Genomic DNA, 24022 nt, shown 5'->3' with positions numbered 1-24022 from the left:
CAGAAGATCATCCGAAGCCCATGCACGGGGATAAAACAATTTCGGCATTGACTTTCGGCACGCTGTTGAGTTCTCAAGAATCGGACGCACACCGCGCTTCAGACTTTCGTTTGAAGCTCCGGGGCAACTCGCCCAACTTTACTGTTTCGTCCGGGGCCGGTCAAATCGGCCTCTTTCGTCCCAGTCTCCCTGCGCGAATCAGTGACCGAAACCCGCCGAGGCGTGTTTCGGCTTCCAAGACCTTCAGGGAGTTTGTTGAAGCAGCCGGCCGCTTTCGCGTCCTGCGCCCCGCTCCAACAAGAAGAACATTACTGACATTCACCGCGCAGATGCAAATCGGGGTCCTGGACGCTGTCCGGGCTCCCTGCAGCTGCCCTCGGAGCCGGCGAACCGGCACCGACGCGAAGCAGTCGTCGTCCCTCTGGTCACATCACTCCCTCGCGTCTCCGTGAGGGGGTAGTTCCATCATCCCGCACGACACAAGCGGGTTATCCCACCGAGCGCCGTACCGGAACTGACAGGTGGGAGCCGGTCGCCCAGCTCCCACCTGTCACGTAACGCACCGCCCAGCAGACGCCTCTCGGCGAGTGGCCGCTCGAAGCGGCTTAGGTTGAGGCCCGGGGTCTTGAACCGAGCGGCATCAGGTGTAACCGGGTGACCCCGGCACCTATTCCCGGATGCAGTCGACCTCCACACCGGCTTGGCGGAACACCAGCCCACCGTCCTCCCGTACCTCGAAGTCCGTATCGAACCCCACCCAGCGAAACAGCGTCGCCGACAGTGCGAGCAGCCGCAGCGGAGGCTGACCATCGAACGTCACCTCGAGCCCGCTCCCCCATCGCGCGACGGTGAACGTCGGCCCGTTTCTCAGCCGATAGGCGCCGACCAGCCCGGCCAGTACGTCGTCCCCCGGCAGATCCGGTGGATTCGCCTCCTCTGAGTAGCCCTCCCACCCGTACTCGGACGCGGCCGCGTCGAACGCCCTCAGCGCCAGCCAGTAGCCACGGTCCGCATTCGTCATCACGACAGCGCCCTGACCCGTATCCCGATCCGCAACCAACTGGCACCGGAATCCCGCGTTGCCGCCACTGTGTCCGAACCGTTGGCCGGTGTCATCGAGGAAGAAGCCGAGACCAAGCTGTGTCAGCCCACCGATCGGCGCACTGACGGCGATCCGGGGGGTCAGCATGTCGCGGACGAGCCCCGGTGACAGGAGGGCATCATCGGTCCCGGCGTACGCCCGTTGGACGCCGATGGCGAGCTTTGCGAGGTCTGTCGGCGTCGTCCACAGCCCGGCGGCCGCAAGCTCCGGATACGTGTGCCAGCGACCTTCGAGCGGACGGCCGAGTTCGTCGTGCGCGGTTGCAGCTCTCGCCTCGAGCTTTGACGGCAACGGCTGAGCGAAGTCGCTGTCAGACATCCCGAGTGGCTCGAACACCAAGCCGCGGGTGAGCTGCCCGAACGGCGTGCCGGTCACGTCCTCGAGCAGCTGTTGCAAGATCATCGTGCCGCCACCGGAGTACCGGTATTGCGTTCCTGGCACCAGATCTACGCGAACACCAAAGGTGTTGGCCGGTGCGACACCGTCGAGGATCTGGAGAGTCGTGGGCAGCGCGGCGTTCTGCGGATACCCCGGGAAGCCGGGCACGCTCATCCCGCCGCTATGGCTGGCCAACTGGCGCAGCGTCACGACCGGTTGCCACGAGCGCGACGGCGGAATCCGCCACGACGTGAGCTTCCGGTTCACGTCCTCATCGAGGTCGAGCAGCCCACGCTCGACCAACCTGAGCATGGCGAGGACGGCGATCGGTTTGCTGATCGAGGCAGCTTGGAACAACGTGTCAGCTGTGACTGGCGTCGAACCGCCGGCCTGCACCAAACCCGCCGATCCGGTTAGCGTGACCTCGCCGTTCTCGACCACGGCCCAGCTCGCGCCAGGCACGTTGAACCTGTCGAGATCTCCTTCGATCGCCGCACGCAACATCTCCACGCCCCTCCCGAGCCCCCGGCATTTTCGGAGCCTCGGGAGGAACGCTACGGCGAACATGGTTCGCCGTCGGGCCTACTTCGACGGCTGCGGTGCTTCGCAGTTGAGCTTCGGGTTGGCTCCGAGGTAGTTGAGTGGGCCGGCAATGATCGTGACCAGCGTCGTGCTCACCTTCGCGCACGTCGCGCTGGAACCCGCGAAGTAGTTCCGCTGCGCCGCGGCTGCCAAGCCGATGAGCAGCCAGATCACAACGATGATCGTGACCGTGCGAGTTCCGGTCGTTGATGCTTTACGCGTGCGCATATCAGCCTCCTGGGGTCGGGCGCACCCCCGTGAATCCTCCGCCCCGGTGCCCGCCGCGACCGGCGCGGAAACTCAGATCTCGCGGAACTCGTAGTGCGGCTTGACGTGCTCGTTCACGTACGCGCCGATGCTCGGAGCGGCCAGGAGGCCGGCGTAGATCGGCTGCGGGACGTCCAGGTACTGGTAGACGTAGCCGTTGACGTACTCGAGCTCCAAGGTGCCGTCGGACCAGCCGACCGATCGCACACTCGACGAGTTCACCGGGCGTCGCCTCATCCGCAGGTCCTCCACGTCGTACGTCGTACTGCGCAGCCGCCAGTGTGCACCCACGGACTCAGCCGGCTGGTGACCGCTCCGGGTCCTCGGTGTCGAGGCGCGCGAGCGCGCGGGCCAGGTCGCCGAGCGCCGTGTTCAGCTGGGTCAGCACCGTATGGTCCAGCGGTATTCGTCGTTGGTCCAGACCCAGGTTGGCCGCGAACCGGAGCCGGGCGTCGGCCGGCGCCTCGCTGAGCGAGGTGTCGAGGGCTTTCTGGAGATGCTGGCTCGGCACCATCTCCGGTCGCTCGCTCCACTTGGTGACCGTGCGTGGCGCGACGCCGAGGCGCTCAGCGAACGCCTCGTTCGTCATCCGCAGCGCCTTACGCAAGGCGTCTGCGTGGCGTCCGGTCCATTCGTCGATGACTGTCATCGGTTCACTCCTTGCGTGTCGGCTACTCCCTGCAATGAGAATATGGCGATTCTGTGACCGACGGTGGTCACAATTTTTGCCCTGTGGATACCGGTTCAGTTCCTGGTGAGGACAGCGGACCGCGGGTTGACTTCTGCCATGGACGAGATCAGCGGTAGAACCGCGACGCTGCCACGGACCCCGCGAAGGCGTCATCTGAAGGTCGCGAACCAGTCCGGGCCACGCTGTTTCCAGCTGGTCCGCCATGTCGACGTCTCCGGAGTCAGCGGTACGGGCGTCGTCGCGGAGGGAGTCGAGTGGTCCGACGGGACGGTCGCCCTGCACTGGGGCGGCCGCTATCCGACGACCACGGTCTGGCCGGACGGTGTCGAGGCGCTCCTCAGCATCCACGGTCACAACGGCGCGAGCACGATCCGATGGCTGGACGAGTAGCCATGCGCCCCCGAGCTCGATGCGGCGGGCCCACCCTGCAACCGGCCCGCCGTATCGACCTACTCCGAGAAGAACTCCTCGCGGTATTCGCCATTGCCGTCCTTGGCGGAGGCGGACCCGTTGAGGTCAGACGCGGTCGTGCCGGTCCTGGCTCGATGTTGCTTGGAACGCCGCGAGACGGCCTGCTGCTTCGATTCGTCCGCCGACTCCTCGCCGTCGTCGGGCTCGGTCAGGTCGTCGACTGCAGCGCTGAAGGCAAGCTCAGCACGACTCGGATGGGGTCGCTCGATCGCTTCCGCGGCCGAACGTCGTACCGTCAGGTCGTTCGCGGCGTCGGACAGTTCGGAGAGCGTGCCGAGCAGGCCTACGGCGTCCTCGACCTCGCCGGGGTGATTGACGAGCCACCAGACCGCGGCCGATCCAGGCGTCGCGAAAACGTCGTCCTTGAGGTAGGCGCGTTTGTCCTGCTCCATCCGGCGTTCGAGCAGAGTCGTCTGCTCGCGGCGGTGCAGGGCGGCGAGGTGCTGCAGGTGCTTCTGATCCGCGTCCGGCAGTCGCAGTCGGATCTCCGTGGCCCAGCTGCGGACTTGTCCCTTCTCGTCGAGCGCTGGTTCGCCGAGGAGCGCCGCGAGGCGGTGCTGGTTGAGCGACTCCTCGGTGACCTGCTGCCGCGCGGTCAGTGCCCGAGCGCGATCCAGCAGAGCGTCGACCGCGACCGCGCCCAGGTCGGCATGCCGCGAGCCGGACAACACGGTGGACCACTGCACGATCGCCGAGAAGCTGAACTGGAAGTCCGGCGAGGCAGAGGGCAGCCGCACGTCGACCACGGTCCGCGACGGCGGCCCGGAGAAGACCGGCTCCCGATCCGGCAGTACGACGGACGGCGCCGGGGCCGGCTTGGTCACGACGGGCCGAGGTTCGTCGGGCTGCTTCCACACCATAGCCAGCAGGACGAGCAAGACCACGGCCAGCACGATCGCGGCCCAGCCGGGCAGGCCGACGATCAGCGTCACCAGGTACAGGACCACCACGATGGCGGCAGCCGTCAGGAGGGAGTTCCGATGGAGCTTCATGGCGGCGTTCCTTCACCACGTCGGGCGGACGTCAGCAGGTCGGCCAAGGCATACCGGACGGCCTCCCCGTCCTCACACCCTCCAGGTCACCGGCAACCCAGACCACGGACTACGCCACGTGACGAGCCCACCAAAAGTCTCACACGCCTCACGCAAAGTAGCTGCCGAACGCGTGTCGGACCGCTCCTGTGCACTCGGCCATTCGCCCGGGGCGGACAGCTCAGCCGGTCAGGGAGCGGAGGGCTCGGCGGGAGGGGGTCAGGAGGACGGGTTTGTACGGGCAGCGGGCATCGGTCAAGGTTTCGTAGGCGCGGATGGCGCGGTTGGCGGCGTCCCAGCCCTGCTCGGCCGGGGTGCGGCCGAGGCCACGGTTGCGGACCAGAGCACCGTAGAAGGCGGAGCAGAAGACGGTCGCCTCGTACCACCCGATGACGGTGCTGGTGCCGATGTAAGTGATGTCGTCCTGCAGACAGTCGCGGATCGCGCGCTGCCACTTGCCGATGCCGGTCTTGCAGCCATCGGCGATGACGACGCCGCTGGAGATCCCCCACTGCCGGTCGAGGAACCAATCGGCGAGCGAGCGCAGCGAGACCTGGGTCTGGCCGTCGGTGGACAGGAAGGACGGCTCCTCGCTGTGGTCACCGTGTGCCATCACGTGCAGGACCGTGGACGGGGTGGTGAGGGCGGAGAACGCGGTCTCGTGGTCGCGGGTGCGGACGAAGTTCACGTCGATCACCGGCTGGTCCCAGCCTGCGTTGATGTTCCCGGTGATGCCCTGCACGAAGCTCATCGACGCGTCGAACGAACTGTCCAGCCCGAGATCCACCAGAGTGATCAACCGGTTCTTCATTCGCCCACCCCTCACACGTGTTTCGAGCCCCGCCGGTCCATCATGAACCACAGAACCGACACTTCGCGCCCCGGTCCACCGCCACGATCTCGCCGTACGACGTACGCCGAGATCGGGCCGCCAGAGCCGTCGGCACAGACCGTGATCGGACACCCTTCAAACAACCGGACGTCGGTGTGGCGGACGTCCCATCACCACCTGACACGACAGGCACGCACTGTGACCACCGCGCCATCCACCGGACACGGCGCGACCAGGACACCCAGCCCGTCGCCACCCTCGTGGTATTGCCTGTTCTACCCCGCCGCCTGCGACCACGGCCACCTGCGAGCGGGGCCACCTGGCCAAGCCCCCCGCCCGAGTCGCGGGTTGCGAGTGTGGGCGACGTACGGTTGCCGGGCAGGCGGCTGCCGAAGGAGGAGACGAATGAGTCAGGTTCCGACGATCGCGTTGAGTCATGGTGCGGTGATGCCACGGGTCGGCGTGGGGACGTCGCCGATGAACGACGCGGATGCCGAACGGGCGGTCAGCACAGCGCTCGAGCTCGGGTATCGGCTCGTGGACACGGCGGAGAACTACCGGAACGAGGTTGGAGTCGGACGAGCGCTCAAGGGCGTGCCGCGCGACGAGGTGTTCGTGACGTCGAAGTTCAACAAGCGGTGGCACAGCGTCGAGGGCGCGCGAACCGCGTTCGAGGCGAGCGCGGAGAAGCTGGGGCTGGAGTACCTCGACCTCCTGCTGATCCACTGGCCGAATCCGGACCAGGACCGGTACGTCGATGCCTGGCGCGGACTGATCGAGCTTCGCGACGCAGGTCTGGTCCGGGCGATCGGTACGTCGAACTTCAAGCCCGCTCATCTGCAGCGCCTGATCGACGAGACCGGGGTGGCGCCTGAGGTGAACCAGGTTCAGCTGAGCCCGGTGTGGGCGAAGGCCGCAGAGCGCGAGTTCCACGCTGCTCACGGGATCGTGACCGAGGCGTGGAGCCCACTCGGGAAGGGCACGGACCTGCTGGGCCATCCGACCGTGCAGGAGATCGCCAAGACCCACGAGCGGACGCCGGGGCAGGTCGTGCTGCGGTGGGAGACGCAGCAGGACGTCGTACCGATCCCGAAGTCGGCGGACCGGGGGCGGCTGGCGGAGAACCTTGCTGTCTTCGACTTCGACCTGAGCTCCGACGAACTGAACGCCCTCGCGGCGCTCGACGGCACCAGCCGCGCGGCAGCGGATTCGGACCGCTCCGGGCACTGAGACGCAACCCCTGGATCGATGACTCCGGATAACCAACGCCCTGCGCTGCGCATCGTACGTAGGCGTGAGGTTGTTCCTGGGGTGAGCACCTGACCCCGGTCCGAGAAGTCATCTTCGTTCCAGGGGGCATCAATGCATATTTCAATCCATCGGTCGGCAGCGATCGTGATCTCCGCGGTACTGGCCGGTTCCGTCGTCACCGGCATCCCGCCGGCGGCCGCGGACCCGGCCACCTGCGTGGCGACCGTGCTCAAGCTTCCGGCCGGTACGCCAGGAAACGTCCACAGCTCTCTCAGTGCCGCCGACCCGACCGGCCGGTACCAGATCGGTTACGTCACGGTCGGGGACCAGGGTGACACCAGTCCCCTGTTCTGGACCGCAGGCGAACCGCAGGTGCTCGCACCGTTCCAGGGTGTGCACACCTCCCTGCTCGATGTGAACAGTAAGGGCATGGTTCTTGGGGCGACGGAGGACTCCGCTTACTACTGGCAGCCATGGCTCTCTTCTTCGAACGGCACCGCGCGGAAGCTCACTCCGCCGGCGAACATGAAGGGCGCCAACGCGGCGGCTCTCAACGAGCGCGGCGACGTCGTCGGCACCGCCGTCGACAAGGTCACCGGTCAGGTGAGCGCGGTTGTCTGGCCGGCGAATGGCAAGCCGAGGCGGCTGCTCGCCCAGGGTTCGTCGTACGCCGTCGACATCAACGACGCCGGCGTGGTGATCGGCGGTGTCACGGGCGATGAGACGGATACACCGACGGTCTGGAAGCGTTGGGACGCCAAGGGTTCGGCGGTGAGCGGGTCGCACGCGCAGCTCACCAAGATCCGCGGCAGCTGGTTTCGTCGGCATACAGAGCCCGGGTGATGGCACCGTCGCCGGCGGGCTCTGGAACACGCGGAGCCCGAAGCCCATCGACTTCCCGACCTTCCTCGACGCGGTCAACAGCGTGGGTGACGTCGCATACTTCGATGCGAACGGCAGCACGGTCGTGGCGCGCCGAAACGGGACGCAGTACGCGATCGACGCGCCTGGGTACAACACGGTCGAGTACCTGTTCGAGCCCGGCTCCGCGTACGACGCGGCCGGTGACCGCGACTACGGCTTCGGCCGCGCAGTCCTCTGGTCAGGCTGCGCCAGCTGATCACCTGCCTGACCCCGCCGGCTGCCGAGGCGGCGGGGTCAGGCGTTCCGTGGACCTGGTCGGACCCGTTGCGCGGATAGCGTGGTGCTGTGACCAGCTCTGAAGTCAGTGGACAGGTTGACCGGCTGCTGGCGAACGTCGTACGGGATCCCGAGCGGCCGGAAGTGATCAGGCGGCTGGCGACGGTATTGCCGGAACAGCGGTGGCGAATTGTGGCGGAAGGGTGCGTTCGCGGCATCGCGGCGGTGCCGGAGGACGTGCAGCATCAGCAGGCGGCCGTGGCTCTGGTCACCAACGCGCTGGCTCACGAAGGCTGGTCAGATCCGGGGCAGCGGGCGGCGGACGCATCGATCCGGGCTGCACTGATAGCTGTTGATGCGATCGAGGAGCACTACGCGCAGCGGTACGACGATGGCGGCGGGCCGAGCCATCCGGTCCGGACGGCGCCGCCCAGCAGAGAGGCGCCGGTCATGCCGTTGCCGACAGCAACAACTTCGGAGAGTTTCGGGGCCGCCATGAGTGGGCTGACCGCACCGAGCCAGGAATCCTTGTCAGCTGCGAGAGAAGAGCCGGTCAAGGCAACAGACAGCCCAGCCGGAGCCAAGGCACAGCGTCCCGATCCCCAGATCCACAACCGCTGAACCAGTAGCGCGCCCGGCCGCTGAACCCGTGGCCGCTGAACCCGTGGTCGCAGAACCCGTGGCGGCCGCTAACCCGTGGCTGGCCGCAGAAATCGTGGGAGACGCACCTCGGCCCCCGGGGGAAGTGGGAAGTTCCCGGGGGCCGTAGTGCTATCAGCTTCCGCACACTCGGCGCGCTAGGCGCCGAGTGAGTCCACGCCGTCGATCAGCCGGCGTGCGGCCGGCTCGGCTTCTTGGCCTCAGCCGACCTGCTGCCGGCTCGGGTTCTTGGGTCAGCCGGCGTGGTGCCAGCTCGGCTTGTGCCGAGCCGGCGTGGTGGTGATCAGCTGCAGCCGGAGGTGCTGCCGCAGCCTTCGCAGACGTAGCAGGAGCCGCTCGGGCGCATCTTGGTGCCGCAGGTGAAGCAGAGTGGTGCGTCGACCGAGGTGCCGGTGATCAGCTCGAGCATCTCGGCGGTGGTGTGCGCCTCGCCCTTGATCGGCTTGGCGGAGGCCGCCTCGACCGGCTTGTCGGCCGCGGACGGCTCCACCGGCTCGACGGGCTCGACCGACTTCAGGGACTCCGGCTCGGAGACCTCGACCGGGGCCAGCTCGTACGAGCCGGTGTCGAGCTGCCGGGACCGCTCGTCGGCCGAGTAGATGCCGAGGGCGGCCCGGTCGTCGAACGGCAGGTAGTCCAGGGCCAGGCGACGGAAGATGTAGTCCATGATCGACTGCGCCATCCGGACGTCCGGGTCGTCGGTCAGACCGGCCGGCTCGAACTTCAGGTTGGTGAACTTCTGGACGTAGGTCTCCAGCGGGACGCCGTGCTGCAGCGCGATCGAGATCGCGATCGAGAAGGCGTCCATCACCCCGGCCAGGGTCGAGCCCTGCTTGCCCATCTTCAGGAAGACCTCGCCGAGGCCGTCGTCCGGGTAGGAGCCGGCGGTCATGTACCCCTCGGCGCCACCGACGCTGAACGACGTGGTCCGCGACGGCCGCGACTTCGGCAGACGCTTGCGGGTCGGCCGGTACTCGATGACCTTCTCGACGATCTTCTCCGCGACGGCCGCCTGGGCCGCCACGGCGTCGTCGGCCTCGGAGGCTTTCTTCGCCTTGGCGTCGGCCAGCGGCTGACCGACCTTGCAGTTGTCGCGGTAGACGGCCAGCGCCTTCAGGCCGAGCTTCCAGCCCTGGAAGTAGACGTCGGCGATCTCCTCGACCGTCGCGGTCTCCGGCAGGTTCACCGTCTTCGAGATCGCGCCGGACAGGAACGGCTGCGCCGCCGCCATCATCCGGACATGGCCCATCGGCTTGATCGCGCGCTCACCCATCGCGGTGTCGAAGATCTCGTAGTGCTCCGGCTTCAGGCCGGGCGCATCCACGACGTGGCCCTTCTCGGCGATGTACTCGACGATCGCCTCGATCGTCTCCTCGGTGTACCCGTACTGGCGCAGCGCCCGCGGGACGGTCTGGTTGACGATCTGCATCGACCCGCCGCCGACCAGCTTCTTGAACTTGACCAGCGAGAAGTCCGGCTCGATGCCGGTGGTGTCGCAGTCCATCATGAAGCCGATGGTGCCGGTCGGTGCGAGCACGGAGGCCTGCGCGTTGCGCCAGCCGTTCTTCGCGCCGACCTTCAGCACGCCGTCCCAGGCCGCGGTCGCGTACTCGTGGACGTCCTTGTCGATCTGGTGGACCGACCGGATCGCGTCGTTCGCCGCGGCGTGCTTGCGCATGACGCGGGTGTGGGCTTCCTTGTTCCGCTCGAAACCGTCGTACGGCCCGACGATGCCGGCCAGCTCGGCCGACCGCTTGTACGACGTACCCGTCATCAGCGACGTGATAGCGCCCGCCAGCGCGCGACCACCGTCGGAGTCGTAGGCGTGACCCGTTGCCATCAGCAACGCACCGAGGTTGGCGTAGCCGATACCGAGCTGCCGGTACGCGCGGGTGGTCGCGCCGATCGCCTCGGTCGGGAAGTCGGCGAAGCAGATCGAGATGTCCATCGCGGTGATGATCAGCTCGACCGCCTTGACGAACCGCTCGGAGTCGAACAGGTCGTCGTCGCGGAGGAACTTCATCAGGTTCAGCGAGGCGAGGTTGCAGGACGAGTTGTCCAGGTGCATGTACTCCGAGCACGGGTTGGAGGCCGTGATCCGGCCCGTCTCCGGCGTCGTGTGCCAGTCGTTGATGGTGTCGTCGTACTGCAGGCCCGGGTCGGCACAGGCCCACGCGGCCTGGGAGATCTTGTCGAACAGCTGACGCGCGTCGACGGTCTCGATCACCGAGTTGTCCAGCCGCGCCCGCAGCCCGAAGTCGCCCTTCTCCTCGACCGCCCGCATGAACTCGTCGGTCACCCGGACGGAGTTGTTCGCGTTCTGGTACTGCACCGAGGTGATGTCGCGACCACCGAGGTCCATGTCGAAGCCCGCGTCGCGCAGGACCCGGATCTTCTCCTCCTCGCGCATCTTGGTCTCGACGAACTCCTCGATGTCGGGGTGGTCGACGTCGAGCACGACCATCTTGGCCGCGCGCCGGGTGGCGCCACCGGACTTGATGGTGCCGGCGCTCGCGTCCGCGCCGCGCATGAAGCTCACCGGGCCCGACGCCGTCCCGCCGCTGGACTGCAGCAGCTCCTTGGACGAGCGGATCCGGGACAGGTTCAGACCGGCACCGGAGCCGCCCTTGAAGATCAGGCCCTCTTCCTTGTACCAGTTCAGGATCGAGTCCATCGAGTCGTCGACGGCGAGGATGAAGCAGGCCGACACCTGCTGCGGCGACGCGGTGCCGACGTTGAACCACACCGGCGAGTTGAAGCTGAAGTACTGGTGGAGCAGCATCCAGGTGAGCTCGTGCTCGAAGACCTCGGCGTCGGCCGGGGTCGCGAAGTACCCGTGCTCCTCACCGGCCTTGCGGTAGGTCTTCACGACCCGGTCGAGGAGCTGGCGCAGGCTCCACTCGCGGTTGTCGTGACCGACCGCACCACGGAAGTACTTGGTGGTGACGATGGTGGAGGCGTTCACGCTCCAGCTGTCGGGGAACTCGACCCCGCGCTGCTCGAAGACGGTCTCACCGGTCTTCCAGTTCTGCTGTACGACGTCGCGCCGCTCCCACGTCACCTCGTCGTACGGGTGCACGCCGTCGGTGCTGAAAACACGCTCGATGGTGAGTCCCGCGGGCGCGTTCTTGCGCCCTCGGAACCCGGCCGTCGACCTCTTGGTCGACCCCGAGTGGCCGGTCACCGTCTCTGTCATGGTTGCTCCTCGCCTGTGTCTGCCCTGAATCCGCAGAGCGTCCGTACTGCGCCTGTACTGCCGCGGTCTGTCGGGACCGCCCCGTTGGTAACGCCAGATGGTGCTGGTGGTGCAGGTCCTGCTCTATCCCCGATTTATGTCTGTTGGGTCGGCTTCAGCTGGTCCGGCTCGGTGCCCTGAGGCTCCTTCTCGGCCCGCAACAGCGCGATCTCGGTCTCGAAGTCGTCGGCGGACTCGAACTGCCGGTACACGCTCGCGAAGCGCAGGTACGCGACCTCGTCGAGCTCCCGCAGCGGCCCGAGGATCGCCAGTCCGACCTCGTGCGCGGGAACCTCCGGCGAGCCGCTGCCCTTGAGCGCGTCCTCGACCTTCTGTCCGAGCCGCGCGAGCTGGTCGGCGTTCACCGGCCGGCCCTTGCACGCCTTTCCGACCCCGTTGATGACCTTCTCCCGGCTGAACGGCTCGGTCGCGCCGGAGCGCTTCACGACCGTGAGCTGCATCTGCTCGACGGTGGTGAACCGCTTCTCGCAGACCGGGCACTGCCGGCGGCGGCGGATCGCTCCGCCGTCCTCGGCCACGCGGCTGTCGACGACCCGGGAATCGGCGTGACGGCAATACGGACAGTGCACGACGAATCACTCCTCCCGTGGGCCGCCGAGGCGGCGTTTCCGACCGCGCTCACGGCGTGGCCTGTGGATCAACCTGGGGACAACTTGTGTATGACCTGTGTGCAACTGACCACTACCTGTGGAAAATTACACCCGTGTAACCACTACATCTAGGGATATTAGATCGCTGCGCCGACAGTTTGCAAGAACGCCCGGATCGCGGGCGCGTCTCGTCTGCCCACACTTGTTTCAACACTCGCGCGGGCCTGTGTACTCCCGCGTGGCGCCACCGGAACGGGCCGATCGAGGCGCAAACTACGGGCTCCGCACCGGCCGGACGACGGCGTACGGCGGGACCCTCGCGCTCGACGGGGTGCGGGGTGTCAGCGGCTGATGAGGCGGTGGGTGAGCGCGGCGTTCCAGCCGGTGAGTTCGGCCGGGCGATTCGTGATGATTCCGTCGACTCCGGCGCGCTCCAGGACTGCCCAGCCGGCCGGATCGTCGACAGTCCAGATGTTGATCGCGACCCCGACCGCGTGCAGCTCGGCGACGATGGCCGGGCGGGTCAGGAAGGCGGACTCCGACGGGTTGTAAGCCGTCAGGTCGAGGTCTTTGGCCATCGCGACCGGATCGGGGTCGAGCGTGGCCCGGAGTAGGCCGAGGGGCAGTTCGGGGGCGAGTTCACGGACCCATCGCAGCTGCTGCGGCTCGAAGCTCTGCACGAAGACGCGGCCGCTCATCTCCTGGCGGTGGATCTCCTCGACGATCCGCGCGATCGACTCCGGCGGGTGCACACCCTTGAGCTCGAGCAGCAGATTCCCGCCGCGCGTCCTCAGGCCGTGGAGCTGCGCCGCGAGCGTCGGCACCCGCTGACCGGCGAACATCGGCGCGAACCACGAGCCGGCGTCCAACTCAGCCACCTGAGCCGCTGTCAACGATCGGATAGGTCCGGTGCCGTTGGTGGTTCGGTCGACGGTCTCGTCGTGGAGGACCACAGGTACGCCGTCCTTGGTCGGCTGCACGTCCGTCTCGATCCATTCGACCCCGGCACGCCGCGCGACCTCGTCGGATGCGGCCGTGTTCTCGGGAGCCGACGACGAGCCACCGCGATGGGCCCACACCCGCAGCGGTGCACCGGGATCACGGATGAAGATCGACACAAGTCTTGACCGTAGAAAAGCAACTCGAACACCATTCGATCCAGTGATGAACTACCTGCCAACGACAAAGGAACCCAGCATTTGCAGGGAGGCGGCGCCGAGGGAGCGCGGTGTGCACGCGGAGAGCCGTGCCGAGGGGACCCGGGATGGGTGAGGATGGCGGGATGAAGCCGGTGATTCTCGACGTCGATACGGGCCTGGACGACGCATGCGCGCTGTTGCTGGCGGCTCGGCATCCCGACCTCGACCTGAAGGCAGTGACCTGTGTCGGCGGCAACGTCGGAATCGACGACGTGGTGATCAACACCCTGACCGTGCTCGAAGCCGCAGGCCGGTCCGACGTCCCGGTCGCTCGGGGCGCGGCGCTGCCACTGCTTCAGCCGGTCCGGACTGCGCCGCACGTCCACGGGGTCGACGGACTCGGCGACCTGGACTGGCCACGATCGAGTCGTACGACGGACGCGCGGCATGCAGTCGAACTACTTCGCGATGTACTGCAGGACGCCGCGGCAACTGGCGAACTGGTGACACTCATTCCGTTGGCGCCGATGACGAACATCGCGCTACTGCTGCGCACGTATCCCGAAGCGGCCGCGGGATTGCGCGAGATCGTGTTCATGGGCGGCGCCGCTGGGATCGGGAACGCGACCGCGTCGGCGGAATTCAACATCTGGACCGATCCGGAGGCGGCGGCGATCGTGCTCACCGCGGCCGGCGAGCTCGGCGTGCCAGTGACGATGTACGGCCTGGATGTCTTCTACGACGTGGTGGTGACGTTGGAGCAGGCCCGTCAGCTGGGTGGGCCACCTTCGGCGGAGCTCGCGCGGAAGCTGATCGAGAAGCGCAGTGAGCTCTACAAGGCCGACGGAGCAAGTATCGGCGACGGCGGTGCGGTGTGTGCTGTGATCGATCCGTCCGGGCTGACGACCGAGCGATTCCCCCTCCGGGTGGAGCTGTCCGGGACCTGGTCCCGCGGCCGAACGATCGTCGACACCCGCGACTGGGCCGCGGACCTCACCAGCGACCCGCACGGCCCCTCGCCAACCGTCGTCCACGTGGCGACAGCTGTCGACGGCCCCCGCTACGCCGGCCTATGGCTGGACACAGTCAAGTAGGCGCTACCCCGAGGACGGTGCTCATGGCTGGATTCCGGCCGGACTATCCACTGCGGACCGAACGGCTGGAGTTGCGGCCGCATCGGATGGAGGACTTGGACGATCTGTTCACATTTCACTCGCGACCCGAGGTGGTGCGGTACACACCCTGGCCGGTGCGGGATCGCGAGCAGACACGTACTGCGCTGGAGAAGAAGCTGCCGCAGGGAGAACTGACTGCACCCGGGCAGTGGCTGGTGCTTGCGATCGTGCTCCGGGAGAGCGGGAGCGTGATTGGCGAGGTGCTGTTGAATTGGGCGAGCGAGCTTGATCAGCAGGGCGAGATCGGATTCGCCCTGCACACCGACTATCAGGGCAAAGGGCTTGCCGCCGAGGCTGCACGGGAGATGCTGCGGCTCGGGTTCGAGGATCTCGGGCTGCACCGGATCATTGCGGTTCTGGATGACCGGAACACCGCGTCTGCACAATTACTGGAACGGTTGGGGATGCGGCGCGAGGCTCATCACCTCGAAGCGCTCTTCTTCAAAGGCGAGTGGGCGAACGAATTCGTCTACGCGCTCTTGAAGGCGGAGTGGCTCAGCGAGCGATAGGAATTTGCAGCGTCTGGCCGGGGACCACGTCGGCTGAGCTGGCGAGCTTGTTGAGATCGGCGATCTTCTCGACGACGGTCGCAGGGTCCTGCGACGGATTGGTGCTCTGGGCAATCGACCACAGCGTCTGGCCGGGAGCGACCTGCACCGAGACGGTGTGGGAGAAGTCGGGACCCGGCTCGAGCACCCCGGCAACCCGCAGGCCGAGGACGGCGACCGCGGAGCCGAAGATGATCACCGAGACGGCGGTCAGCAGCATCCGGCCACGCCGGGTCAGTCGCAACGCCGGCGCTTCAACCTCAGCAACCGCCCGACGGCGTGCCCGCGCCGACACCGGCTCATCAGTCCCGGCCAAACGGCCAGCCCGCGCTGACGCCGGCTCCTCGGCCACGGCCAGGCGGCGGACCCGCGCGGATGCCGGGGTCGCGTTGTGGTCGTCGACGAGGCGGAGGTCCGTGCGGCCACGGCGGGCTGCGTCGGCCTCGCGGCCGAGGACCTCGCCGGAGCAGGCGCGGACCGGAAGTGGCTCGGTGGTGGTGCCGGCGATCCGGCGGCGACGCGGCGCGCCACCCGGGGACGGCGCAACCTCAGGCGCCCCGCGCCCTACCAGTGCATCTCCAGCCGGCACATCTCCAGCCAGTGCATCCGTTGCGAGAGCCGTTGTGCTCATCGGATCCTCCAGAACCTAGTCCAGTCCACGTCCTGCGGTGTCGATCTCTGTCTATCGGGCGCCTCCGACAGTTTCTGAAAACCATCGGCCCGAACACCTGTTCGATCGAACGCCTGTACGAATGATTACCGGTCAGGCACTCTGGACGCAACCTCTTCCAACCACGACACGCCAAGGAAATTCCCGGACTTCACTGCGCCTTATAACCCGACACACGAACAGATGTGCGAACCGACACGCCTTCGAACAGATGTTTGAAGAATCTCAGGATTCGGTCTACGGTCATGTCAGTCGAGCAAGCTTTTGGCCGGTGTGCGACCACCGGCCCGACCTGAGGGAGCACCACCGATGGCCAGGACGCCGAGCGGTTCCAGCAAGGACGAGCGCCGCGCCGTGAAGGCCGGCGAGGCGGCGGACCAGACCGAGCCAACCGTCGCCGAGCTGCCGGACGGCCCCGCAGACGCGACCGGCCTGACGCCGCGGCAGCGACGCGTGCTCGACGTCATCCGTGATTCGGTCGACCGGCGCGGCTACCCTCCCTCGATGCGTGAGATCGGCGAGCGGGTCGGCCTGACCAGTTCGTCGTCGGTGTCGCATCAGCTGCGGGTGCTGGAGCAGAAGGGCCTGCTCCGCCGCGACCCGAACCGCCCGCGCGCCATCGAGGTGCGCTATCCGGGCGAGGTCGACGCGGCGGCCCGGCGATCAGCCCTCGGCTCGGTGCGACAGACGTCGTACGACGAAACTGGTGCGGGCGACGCGCATCCGGACGCGGTCTACGTGCCGGTGGTCGGCCAGATCGCCGCCGGTAACCCGATCCTGGCCGAGCAGGAGATCGAAGAGGTCTTCCCGTTGCCCAAGGCAATGGTCGGCGAAGGCACGCTGTTCATGCTGAAGGTCAAGGGCGAGTCGATGATCGACGCGGCCATCTGCGACGGCGACTGGGTGGTCGTGCGCCAGGAGCAGACCGCGGAGAACGGCGACATCGTGGCCGCGATGATCGACGGCGAGGCGACGGTGAAGACGTTCAAGAAGACCAAGACCGAGATCCTGCTGCTCCCGCACAACCCTGCCTTCGAGCCGATCGACGGCAAGGACGCGGTCATTCTCGGAAAGGTCGTAACAGTTCTGCGCCGAGTCTGACATCTCAGACGGCGAGCGAACTCGGGCGTGTCGTGTCAGCATTGAGTCATGACGACTGTCTATGACTTCAGCATGCGCCGGATCGAAGGCAATGAACAGTCTCTTGCCGATTTCCGCGACCAGGTGCTCCTGGTGGTGAACACGGCTTCGCAGTCCAGCCAGACCCCGCAGTACGCCGGTCTCCAACGGCTCTACAAGACCTACCGGAGACAGGGTTTTTCGGTGCTTGGCTTTCCCTGCGACCAGTTCGGCCACCAGGAGCCTGGTGACGAGGCCGAGATCGCGAACTACGTTTCGACGATCTACCACGTCACGTTCCCGATGTTCTCCAAGATCGACGTCAACGGATCCAAGACGCCTCCGCTGTTCAACTGGCTGAAGCGTGAGCAGGGCGGCCTGCTCGGCGGTCGGATCAAGTGGAACTTCACCAAGTTCCTGATCGGCCGCGACGGTGGGGTGATCGCGCGCTACTCGCCGACTCACACCCCGGAGAAGCTGGCCGACAAGATCGAGACCGCGCTGGCAGTGCCCGCGCCGTCCCGGGAAGCGAACGACTGACCCACCGCACGGAATCGGGGCCGTACGCAACAGTTGTTTGACCACCGCCCGAGGTTCCTGCCGGCATTGGCCGAAAACCCTTGTTTTCTGAGACATCTGAACACTCGACGTCTCACCGCCGCAGAGCTCGCACCGCATTCCGAACAACTTCTCGCCACCCCTGCATGTCCTGAATGCGTGGTCGCCGGCACCTCCTCTGCACGCGAACCTGCCCAAGCATCGGCACGATCGCCGACCCGAAGAGCCGACGAGCCCCTCCTACGGCCGACTTTGTGCATCAGATCCGCACGCCGTCGCTCCCAGGACACGGATGTGGTGCACAAAGTGGAAATTGGCCGGACACGGGGGCCGCACGGCGATCGGAGCTGCGCGGCGAGCCCGGACGGGGGTGGGCGCCGGTGGTGGTGCTAGTCGCGGTCGACTAGGACGGAGTCTGGATCGATGTCCAGGCGAAGACCTCGCCACACGGGATGCCGCAGACGGGCGTCGGCGGCCCAACCGGAGAAGGTGACTTCGGCGACCAGGACCGGGTCGAGCCAATGGGCGCGGCGACGGTCGGACGTAGGGATGGTGGCCGGATCGAACGGCGGGGCGTCGATCTCCAGACCGGCCAGCTCCGCGCTGAGCAGATCGAGCGTCGCGAAGTCGAGGCCGGAGCCGACCTTGCCGATCAACACGAGCTCACCGCCGGGTTCGTCGTACGCGCCGCAGTAGAACGAGCCGATCCTGCCTTGGCGATTTCCCTCGCCCGGATGCCAACCGCAGAGGATCACGTCGCGCGTCTTCACCGGCTTGACCTTGATCCAGTCGCTGCTGCGCCGGCCGGCCAGGTAGCGCGATTTCCGCCGCTTCGCGACCACGCCCTCGAGCCCTGTCGAGGCTGACAACTCCAGTGCTTGTTCGCCGTCGGAGTAGGCCGGTGGGATCTCCCAGAACGGGTCGCCGATCTCGAGGGAATCGAGGAGTCCGCGACGATCGTCGTACGTTGCCTCTAGCAACCACTCCCCGTCGAAGCGGAGGATGTCGAACAGCCGCACCGAGACCGGGACTTCGGTGATCAGGTGGCGCAGGTGACGCGGGTCGCGGACGTGCATCCGTCGTTGCAGCAGGCCGAACGAGGGTGCGCCGTTCTCGTCCAGGGTGACGATCTCGCCATCCAGTACGGCGGGCAACCGCAGGCCAGGCGCCTCCGCCAGGCCGACCAGCTCGGGGTATCCGCCGGACACGTCACGGCTGTTGCGCGACCACAACCGGCAGACGCCGGCGTCGACCTCGGCGATGACGCGGATGCCGTCCCACTTCATCTCGTACGACCAGCCCGGACCCGACGGCATCTCCCCCAGCGCTGCCATCATCGGCAGCACCGGAGGACCGTTCGGGCTCATGTGGATTGCAATCGCTTCAGCGCGCCGAGCACCTTCTCACGATCGGCGGTCGGCCACATCGGGGGCAAGGAGGCGCGCAGGAACCCGCCGTACCGCTGGGTGACGATGCGGGGATCCAGGATCGCGACCACGCCACGATCGGAACTGCGGCGGATCAGCCGGCCGGTCCCCTGCGCCATCAGCAGCGCGGCGTGGGTCGCGGCAACGGCCATGAACCCGTTCCCGCCCGCTTCGTCCACTGCGCGCTGCCGTGCGGCCATCAGCGGCTCGTCCGGACGTGGGAACGGGACGCGGTCGATGATCACGAGGTTGCAGGTCGAGCCCGGTACGTCGATCCCCTGCCACAACGACAGCGTCCCGAACAGCGACGTCTCCGGATCGTCGACGAACTCGCGGGCCAACTCTCCCAGCTGCGCGTCGCCCTGGCAGAGGATCGTCAGGTCGGTCGCCTCCCGGACCGCGGCCGTTGCTGCCTCGGCCGCTCGACGGGACGAGAACAGACCGAGGGTCCGGCCGCCGGCAGCGGTCACGAGATCGATGATCTCGTCGAACTGCTTCTGCCCGAGTCCGTCGCGATGCGGCGGCGGCAGGTGCTTGGCGACGTACAGGATCGCCTGCTTCTCGTACTCGAACGGGGAACCCACGTCGAGACCGCGCCACGGCAGCGGCGCGGTCTCGGAGTCCTCGAGCTCCGGCATTTCCTGGTCGTCCTCGAGCCGGTCCGCAGGGCGGAGGCCGACCTGGCGGGCGATCGAGTCGAAGTCGCCGCCGAGGGTGAGGGTCGCCGAGGTGAGCACCGCCGTACGGTCCTTCAGCACGAGCTCGCGCAGCAGGCCGGCGACCGTGAGCGGCGCGATCCGGAGCTCGCGGCCGAAGCGGTCGCGGTCGATCATCCAGACGACGTCGAGGTCGCTGAGCGCGGCGACGCGCTCGGAGACGTCGAAGACCTCCTTGACCGCGCCCTTCGACTGTCGCTTGGCGCCGTCGGGGTCGTCGTCCTTGTCGTCGGACTTCTTGTTGAGGTCGGAGTACAGCGCGCGGGCGGCGTCACGGACGAGGGCGGCCGCCTCGAGGACAGGGCCGTTCGCGGCTTCGATCCGGCCTTCGCGGGTGCCGTCGAGGGCGGCCCGGAGCGCGTCGGAGGCGTCGATCAGGTCATCGGCCTTGTCGTCGTCGACAAAGCGGCGGGCTCGCTTGGCGGCGCGCTCGACCGACTGCGGCGAGAGCTCGTCGCCCGCGGCGCCGGTGACCCGAGCCGGGAGCTCGTGGGCCTCGTCGACGATGACGACGTCGTGCTCGGGCAGAACAGTGCGGTTCTCGAAGGCGTCGATCGAGAGCAGGGCGTGATTCGTGATGACGATGTCCGCCTTGCGGGCCTGCTCCTTGGCCTTCTCCGCGAAGCACTCCTCGCCGTACGGGCATTTCTGCGCGCCGAGGCACTCACGGGCGGCGATGGCGACCTGGGACCAGGCCTGGTACTGATGCGAGGGCGCGTGGTCGCGATCGCCGGCCTCGCCGTCGCGCAACTGCTGCTCGGCCCAGTCGCGCAGCTCGAGCACCTGCTGACCGACCTGTCCGGGCGGCGGAACGTCGATGAGCATGCCGTCCTCGTCCGGCGCACCCTCGCGGATCCGGTGCAGGCAGGCGTAGTTGTTGCGGCCCTTCTGGATCGCGTACGACGGTCTGCGCGGCAGCAGCTTCTCCGTGGCGTCCAGAAGCGCAGGCACGTCGCGGTCGACAAGCTGGGATTGCAGAGCCAGAGTCGCGGTGGAGACGACGACGCGGCGGTCCTCGATGGCGTGCAGCAGCGCGGGAACGAGATACCCGAGCGACTTCCCTGTGCCGGTCCCCGCCTGGACGAGGAGATGCGAGCCGTCGTGCATAGCGGTGTTGACGGCCTCGGCCATCTCCACCTGGCCAGGTCGGGTCTGCCCGGCAATCCCGGAGACAGCGGCTTCGAGCAGTTCGCGTACGTCAACACCCACCGCCACACCCTAGCCCGGCAGGCCGACAGATTTCCGGTCCGGCCGGACCGGGTGTGGATAACCCCGTCAGCGCGCTGGGTCGAGGGCAGCCTCACGAGCATGCGCGGCCGCATGGTCGACGTCGCGGTGGGTCACAGCCAGGTAGGCGACGAACACCGCGAAGAGCAGCAGCCCGACCCCGGTGACAGGACCGAGTCCCCAGCCGACGCCGCCGTCGTGCGTACCCTTCCCGAGCCAGTCTGCGACCGAGGCGCCGAGCGGCCGGGTCAGCACGTACGACGCCCAGAACGCGACCGTGACGTTGAGGCCGAGCTTCCACAGGGCGAGCGGTACCAGGATGAGCACGCCGAAGAGCAGGATCGACCAGGTGAAGCCGAGGCCGAAGTCGATCGCGGTGGCGTCACCGACGGCGGTACCGAGGCCGAAGGTGAGCAGGACAACACCCCAGTAGAACCGCTCGCGGCGGGCCGTGGTGATCGAGTGCACCGAGATGGTTCCCTCGCTGCGCCGCCACCAGGTCAGCAGGCCGCACAGCAGGACGAGGTAGACGATGGAGTCGAACCAGTACGGCGTCCCGAGCGCGACGTGTGGTCCGTCGGCGATCATCGTGCCGAAGAGCGCGACGCCGAGGACCGTGGTCCAGTAGCGCACCGGATGGTAGGTATCGGCCTTCAGTTGCAGGTAGAGGGCAGTAAAAAAGCCGCCGACTCCAATGACCGCGGCTAGCGGGATGCTGATGGTGCCGAGGAAGTCCGAGGCGGTCTCCCCGATCCCGGTCGTCAGTAGCTTGATCACCCAGAACATAAAGAAGACCGCGGGAACCTTCGGGGCCGCGAACACTCGTGTTTGCACGGTCCCGAAGGCTACGGCCGCCAACCTGAGAGACCGCTGAGTCAGACCACGGCCCCGCGGTCGGGCTGAGCGTCCCGGTCGACCTGGGCGCGCTTGGAGCGTGGGGGTGGGGCGGGATAGCGGCGTTCGAGCTCCAGCAGCAAGGGCGCCGCGGTCAGGTTGGAGGAGTACGTGCCGACGAGGATGCCCAGGAGCAGGGCGAGGGCGAAGTCGGCCAGGGAATCGCCGCCCAGGAAGAGCAGGGCCGCGAGGATGAAGAGAGTGGAGATACCGGTGTTGATCGTGCGTGGGAGCACGTTGACGATGGCGGTGTCGATGACCGGGCCGAGGTTCTCCGTCGACCGGGCGTTGCGGGTTTCGCGGATGCGGTCGAAGACGACGACCGAGTCGTTCACGGTGTAGCCGATGATCGTGAGGATCGCGGCCAGGAAGATCCCGTCGATCGGCTTGCCGGTCCAGGCGAACACGCCGACCACGACCGCGACGTTCTGCACCAGGGCGAGCACCGCGCCGGCACCGAATGTCCAGCGGAAACGGATCGCCAGATACGCGAGTTGGGCGAGCAATGCGATGCCTAGGGCAATGAGGCCTTTGTTGCGGAGCTCTTCACCCAGTGACGGACCGATGCTCTCGTTGCGAACGAGCTCGGTACCGCCGCCGATCCGGGAGATGGACTCGCGGATCTTCTCGGCCTCGTCGTCGCTGATCGTCTCCGTCCGCACGGTGATGTCGTCCGCACCCGATGCCTGCACCACGGCACTCGGATAACCGGCTTCGGCGACGGCAGCCCGCGCCTGGTCCGGTGTGATCCGCTGGGCGGTGCTCACCTCGAGCAGCCGCCCACCGGTGAACTCGATGCCAAGATTCAGACCGCGTACGGCGACGCCCGCGAAAGCCACGACGATCGCCACCGCGGTGATCGTCAGCCATCGACGGCTGTGCTTCATCAGCGCCGGTCGCCGCGCCTCGAGCCAGACCCGCACGCGGCCGTGGCCGGCGATCCCGCTCAGGCCGGGGCGACGCAGTACGAATCCACGCGAAACAAGGAACTCCGCGAGCACTCGCGTCACGACCAGCGCGGACAGCATCGAGGCGAGCACACCGATCGACAGCGTGACACCGAAGCCACGAACCGGACCGGCAGCCAGGAAGAACAGCAGTCCCGCGGCGAGCAGGGTGGTGACATTGGAGTCCGCGATCGCGGACAGCGCATTCTGGAAGCCACTACGCAGCGAGCGACGCAACCCGTCGGTGCGACCGGCGATGTAGTCCTCACGGGCCCGCTCGAAGACAAGGACATTCGCATCGACCGCCATGCCGATGGCCAGCACGAAGCCGGCCAGACCGGGCAAGGTGAGCGTGGCTCCGAGTGCGGTGAGTGCCGCGTACGACATCCCGGCGTACCCGATCAGGCCGAGCACGGCCATCAGGCCCACCAGGCGGTAGACGATCACGATGAACAAGGCGGTCAGCGCCAGCCCGATGATCGCGGCGAGCGCGCTGGCCTGGATGGCGTCCTGGCCGAGCGACGGACCGACCGTGCGCTGGTCGATCACCTGGACCGGCACGGGCAGCGCGCCACCGGAGATCAGCGCGGCCAGGTCCTTGGCTTCGGGCTCGGTGAAGCTGCCCGAGATCGTCGTCGTACCGCCGCCGATGCCGACGTTGCAGAGCTGGTTGCCGCCGTTCGGATCGACCTGCGGCGAGCTGATGATCTCGTTGTCGAGCACGATCGCGATCAGCCGGGGCGGGGTGTTGACCGGGTTGCACGCGGCCTTGCCGGTGATGCCGGCCCAGATCTTGCCGCCGTCGCCCTTGAAGTTCATCTCGACGAACCAGCCCTGCGTGATCTGCTGCGGATCCAGCCGCCCCTCGGCACCGCTGACCAGCTCGCCCGTCATCGCCGGCTTGGCCAGCTGCAGGAATCCCTGCCCACTCTCGCTCGGCAGATACAGATCCCCTGCGGCAGGCTTCGCGGGTTTTTCGGCGACCTGGTCGAGCACCTCGTGGAACGTGAGCTGCGCGGTCTTGCCGATCACCTTGGCCGCTTCGCGCGGGTCCTGCACACCGGGCAGCTCGACGATGATCCGGTTCTCACCCTGACGCGTCACATTCGGCTCGCTGACGCCGAGGGCGTCGATCCGCCGGTGCAACACCTGAGTGGCCTTGTCGGTGGTCTCCTTGGTCGCCTTGACCGTCGGTGAGTCCTTCGCCTCCAGGACGATCTGCGTCCCGCCGCGCAGGTCCAGGCCGAGCTGTGGCCGGGCGGTCAGCACGACGTACGTCGAGGCCGCCAGGACTGCGAAGGCGATCAGGGCACGGATGAGGGACGACCGGTTCACTACAGCCTCCGGAGCT

At 67.3% G+C, this 24022-nt stretch carries 23 protein-coding genes; 9 read left to right on the top strand and 14 right to left on the bottom strand.

All coding sequences use genetic code 11. The annotated features are described in order from the left end of the window. Positions 1–667 precede the first annotated feature (667 nt). The 4 genes from ACWF4Z_RS35110 to ACWF4Z_RS35095 form a co-directional block, all read right to left on the bottom strand. Positions 668–1984: a serine hydrolase gene (locus ACWF4Z_RS35110; RefSeq protein WP_452247527.1), complete on the bottom strand. Its 1317-nt coding sequence runs from the start codon at positions 1982–1984 to the stop codon at positions 668–670. A gap of 78 nt (positions 1985–2062) precedes the next feature. Next, a complete protein-coding gene (locus ACWF4Z_RS35105; RefSeq protein WP_452247525.1) occupies positions 2063–2290 on the bottom strand; it encodes a hypothetical protein in 228 nt (75 codons plus the stop codon). Between the two features lie 72 nt (positions 2291–2362). Continuing rightward, positions 2363–2620, bottom strand: a complete 258-nt coding sequence (locus ACWF4Z_RS35100; protein ID WP_452247524.1) for a KTSC domain-containing protein — start codon at positions 2618–2620, stop codon at positions 2363–2365. A gap of 4 nt (positions 2621–2624) precedes the next feature. After that, positions 2625–2978 carry a helix-turn-helix domain-containing protein gene (locus ACWF4Z_RS35095; RefSeq protein WP_452247523.1) on the bottom strand — a complete coding sequence of 118 codons (354 nt, stop codon included), beginning with the start codon at positions 2976–2978 and terminating at the stop codon, positions 2625–2627. Positions 2979–3116: 138 nt separating this feature from the next. On the opposite strand from ACWF4Z_RS35095, the gene ACWF4Z_RS35090 reads away from it, so the two are divergent. After that, positions 3117–3410: a hypothetical protein gene (locus ACWF4Z_RS35090; RefSeq protein WP_452247522.1), complete on the top strand. Its 294-nt coding sequence runs from the start codon at positions 3117–3119 to the stop codon at positions 3408–3410. 59 nt (positions 3411–3469) lie between these two features. Here ACWF4Z_RS35090 and ACWF4Z_RS35085 read toward each other — a convergent pair whose 3' ends face one another. Further along, positions 3470–4483 (bottom strand): hypothetical protein, encoded by a 1014-nt coding sequence (locus ACWF4Z_RS35085; RefSeq protein ID WP_452247521.1) that lies wholly within the window; start codon positions 4481–4483, stop codon positions 3470–3472. Positions 4484–4703: 220 nt separating this feature from the next. Next, the gene (locus tag ACWF4Z_RS35080; RefSeq protein WP_452247520.1) at positions 4704–5333 is read right to left on the bottom strand and encodes a hypothetical protein; all 630 of its coding nucleotides are present in this window, start codon (positions 5331–5333) and stop codon (positions 4704–4706) included. A gap of 426 nt (positions 5334–5759) precedes the next feature. Between ACWF4Z_RS35080 and ACWF4Z_RS35075 the strand changes: the two genes are divergently transcribed. The 4 genes from ACWF4Z_RS35075 (at position 5760) to ACWF4Z_RS35060 (ending at position 8366) form a co-directional block, all read left to right on the top strand. Further along, positions 5760–6584 carry an aldo/keto reductase gene (locus tag ACWF4Z_RS35075; RefSeq protein ID WP_452247519.1) on the top strand — a complete coding sequence of 275 codons (825 nt, stop codon included), beginning with the start codon at positions 5760–5762 and terminating at the stop codon, positions 6582–6584. A gap of 132 nt (positions 6585–6716) precedes the next feature. Next, positions 6717–7448 carry a hypothetical protein gene (locus ACWF4Z_RS35070; RefSeq protein ID WP_452247518.1) on the top strand — a complete coding sequence of 244 codons (732 nt, stop codon included), beginning with the start codon at positions 6717–6719 and terminating at the stop codon, positions 7446–7448. 82 nt (positions 7449–7530) lie between these two features. Next, the gene (locus ACWF4Z_RS35065; protein WP_452247517.1) at positions 7531–7725 is read left to right on the top strand and encodes a hypothetical protein; all 195 of its coding nucleotides are present in this window, start codon (positions 7531–7533) and stop codon (positions 7723–7725) included. An 89-nt stretch (positions 7726–7814) separates the two neighbouring features. Next, the gene (locus ACWF4Z_RS35060) at positions 7815–8366 is read left to right on the top strand and encodes a hypothetical protein (RefSeq protein WP_452247516.1); all 552 of its coding nucleotides are present in this window, start codon (positions 7815–7817) and stop codon (positions 8364–8366) included. 322 nt (positions 8367–8688) lie between these two features. On the opposite strand, the gene ACWF4Z_RS35055 is transcribed toward ACWF4Z_RS35060, so the two are convergent. From ACWF4Z_RS35055 to ACWF4Z_RS35045, 3 genes are all read right to left on the bottom strand, one after another. Next, positions 8689–11601 carry a vitamin B12-dependent ribonucleotide reductase gene (locus ACWF4Z_RS35055; RefSeq protein WP_452247515.1) on the bottom strand — a complete coding sequence of 971 codons (2913 nt, stop codon included), beginning with the start codon at positions 11599–11601 and terminating at the stop codon, positions 8689–8691. A gap of 134 nt (positions 11602–11735) precedes the next feature. Further along, positions 11736–12230, bottom strand: coding sequence for a transcriptional regulator NrdR (nrdR, locus tag ACWF4Z_RS35050; protein ID WP_452247514.1), 495 nt, complete (start codon positions 12228–12230; stop codon positions 11736–11738). 362 nt (positions 12231–12592) lie between these two features. Then, entirely contained in the window at positions 12593–13369 is a 777-nt protein-coding gene (locus ACWF4Z_RS35045) for a glycerophosphodiester phosphodiesterase (protein WP_452247513.1), read from the bottom strand. A gap of 164 nt (positions 13370–13533) precedes the next feature. On the opposite strand from ACWF4Z_RS35045, the gene ACWF4Z_RS35040 reads away from it, so the two are divergent. Further along, on the top strand, positions 13534–14484 hold the full coding sequence (locus tag ACWF4Z_RS35040; RefSeq protein ID WP_452247512.1) for a nucleoside hydrolase: 951 nt from the start codon (positions 13534–13536) through the stop codon (positions 14482–14484). Continuing rightward, the gene (locus ACWF4Z_RS35035) at positions 14463–15074 is read left to right on the top strand and encodes a GNAT family N-acetyltransferase (RefSeq protein ID WP_452247511.1); all 612 of its coding nucleotides are present in this window, start codon (positions 14463–14465) and stop codon (positions 15072–15074) included. Before ACWF4Z_RS35040 ends, ACWF4Z_RS35035 begins: the two co-directional genes overlap by 22 nt. Here the strand turns inward: ACWF4Z_RS35035 and ACWF4Z_RS35030 are convergent. Further along, positions 15061–15744: a LysM peptidoglycan-binding domain-containing protein gene (locus ACWF4Z_RS35030; protein WP_452247510.1), complete on the bottom strand. Its 684-nt coding sequence runs from the start codon at positions 15742–15744 to the stop codon at positions 15061–15063. The two genes, ACWF4Z_RS35035 and ACWF4Z_RS35030, sit on opposite strands and share 14 nt — an antisense overlap. Before the next feature lie 348 nt (positions 15745–16092). Here ACWF4Z_RS35030 and lexA point away from each other — a divergent pair, with 348 nt between their 5' ends. Next, positions 16093–16884 carry a transcriptional repressor LexA gene (gene lexA / locus ACWF4Z_RS35025; protein WP_452247509.1) on the top strand — a complete coding sequence of 264 codons (792 nt, stop codon included), beginning with the start codon at positions 16093–16095 and terminating at the stop codon, positions 16882–16884. A gap of 48 nt (positions 16885–16932) precedes the next feature. Further along, complete coding sequence (locus ACWF4Z_RS35020) at positions 16933–17442, top strand: glutathione peroxidase (RefSeq protein ID WP_452247508.1); 510 nt, start codon at positions 16933–16935, stop codon at positions 17440–17442. Positions 17443–17849: 407 nt separating this feature from the next. Here the strand turns inward: ACWF4Z_RS35020 and ligD are convergent, their stop codons facing one another. From ligD to secD, 4 genes are read right to left on the bottom strand one after another with little or no spacing between them, the layout of a single operon-like run. After that, the gene (gene ligD, locus ACWF4Z_RS35015) at positions 17850–18827 is read right to left on the bottom strand and encodes a non-homologous end-joining DNA ligase (protein ID WP_452247507.1); all 978 of its coding nucleotides are present in this window, start codon (positions 18825–18827) and stop codon (positions 17850–17852) included. After that, a complete protein-coding gene (locus tag ACWF4Z_RS35010; RefSeq protein ID WP_452247506.1) occupies positions 18824–20818 on the bottom strand; it encodes an ATP-dependent DNA helicase in 1995 nt (664 codons plus the stop codon). The genes ligD and ACWF4Z_RS35010 overlap by 4 nt, the downstream gene beginning before the upstream one ends. A gap of 60 nt (positions 20819–20878) precedes the next feature. Beyond that, complete coding sequence (locus ACWF4Z_RS35005; protein WP_452247505.1) at positions 20879–21664, bottom strand: COG4705 family protein; 786 nt, start codon at positions 21662–21664, stop codon at positions 20879–20881. A gap of 41 nt (positions 21665–21705) precedes the next feature. After that, positions 21706–24006 (bottom strand): protein translocase subunit SecD, encoded by a 2301-nt coding sequence (gene secD / locus ACWF4Z_RS35000; protein ID WP_452247504.1) that lies wholly within the window; start codon positions 24004–24006, stop codon positions 21706–21708. Between the last annotated feature and the right edge of the window lie 16 nt (positions 24007–24022).

Source organism: Kribbella sp. NPDC055071, from assembly GCF_053608045.1.
This window is presented reverse-complemented; position numbering and strand designations above follow the sequence as displayed.

Coding starts and splice junctions, on each gene's coding strand:
- ACWF4Z_RS35110 (WP_452247527.1), bottom strand. CDS start 1,984: ATGTTGCGTGCGGCGATCGAAGGAGATCTCGACAGGTTCAACGTGCCT.
- ACWF4Z_RS35105 (WP_452247525.1), bottom strand. CDS start 2,290: ATGCGCACGCGTAAAGCATCAACGACCGGAACTCGCACGGTCACGATC.
- ACWF4Z_RS35095 (WP_452247523.1), bottom strand. CDS start 2,978: ATGACAGTCATCGACGAATGGACCGGACGCCACGCAGACGCCTTGCGT.
- ACWF4Z_RS35090 (WP_452247522.1), top strand. CDS start 3,117: ATGGACGAGATCAGCGGTAGAACCGCGACGCTGCCACGGACCCCGCGA.
- ACWF4Z_RS35085 (WP_452247521.1), bottom strand. CDS start 4,483: ATGAAGCTCCATCGGAACTCCCTCCTGACGGCTGCCGCCATCGTGGTG.
- ACWF4Z_RS35080 (WP_452247520.1), bottom strand. CDS start 5,333: ATGAAGAACCGGTTGATCACTCTGGTGGATCTCGGGCTGGACAGTTCG.
- ACWF4Z_RS35075 (WP_452247519.1), top strand. CDS start 5,760: ATGAGTCAGGTTCCGACGATCGCGTTGAGTCATGGTGCGGTGATGCCA.
- ACWF4Z_RS35070 (WP_452247518.1), top strand. CDS start 6,717: ATGCATATTTCAATCCATCGGTCGGCAGCGATCGTGATCTCCGCGGTA.
- ACWF4Z_RS35055 (WP_452247515.1), bottom strand. CDS start 11,601: ATGACAGAGACGGTGACCGGCCACTCGGGGTCGACCAAGAGGTCGACG.
- ACWF4Z_RS35040 (WP_452247512.1), top strand. CDS start 13,534: ATGAAGCCGGTGATTCTCGACGTCGATACGGGCCTGGACGACGCATGC.
- ACWF4Z_RS35035 (WP_452247511.1), top strand. CDS start 14,463: ATGGCTGGACACAGTCAAGTAGGCGCTACCCCGAGGACGGTGCTCATG.
- ACWF4Z_RS35030 (WP_452247510.1), bottom strand. CDS start 15,744: ATGAGCACAACGGCTCTCGCAACGGATGCACTGGCTGGAGATGTGCCG.
- lexA (WP_452247509.1), top strand. CDS start 16,093: ATGGCCAGGACGCCGAGCGGTTCCAGCAAGGACGAGCGCCGCGCCGTG.
- ACWF4Z_RS35020 (WP_452247508.1), top strand. CDS start 16,933: ATGACGACTGTCTATGACTTCAGCATGCGCCGGATCGAAGGCAATGAA.
- ligD (WP_452247507.1), bottom strand. CDS start 18,827: ATGAGCCCGAACGGTCCTCCGGTGCTGCCGATGATGGCAGCGCTGGGG.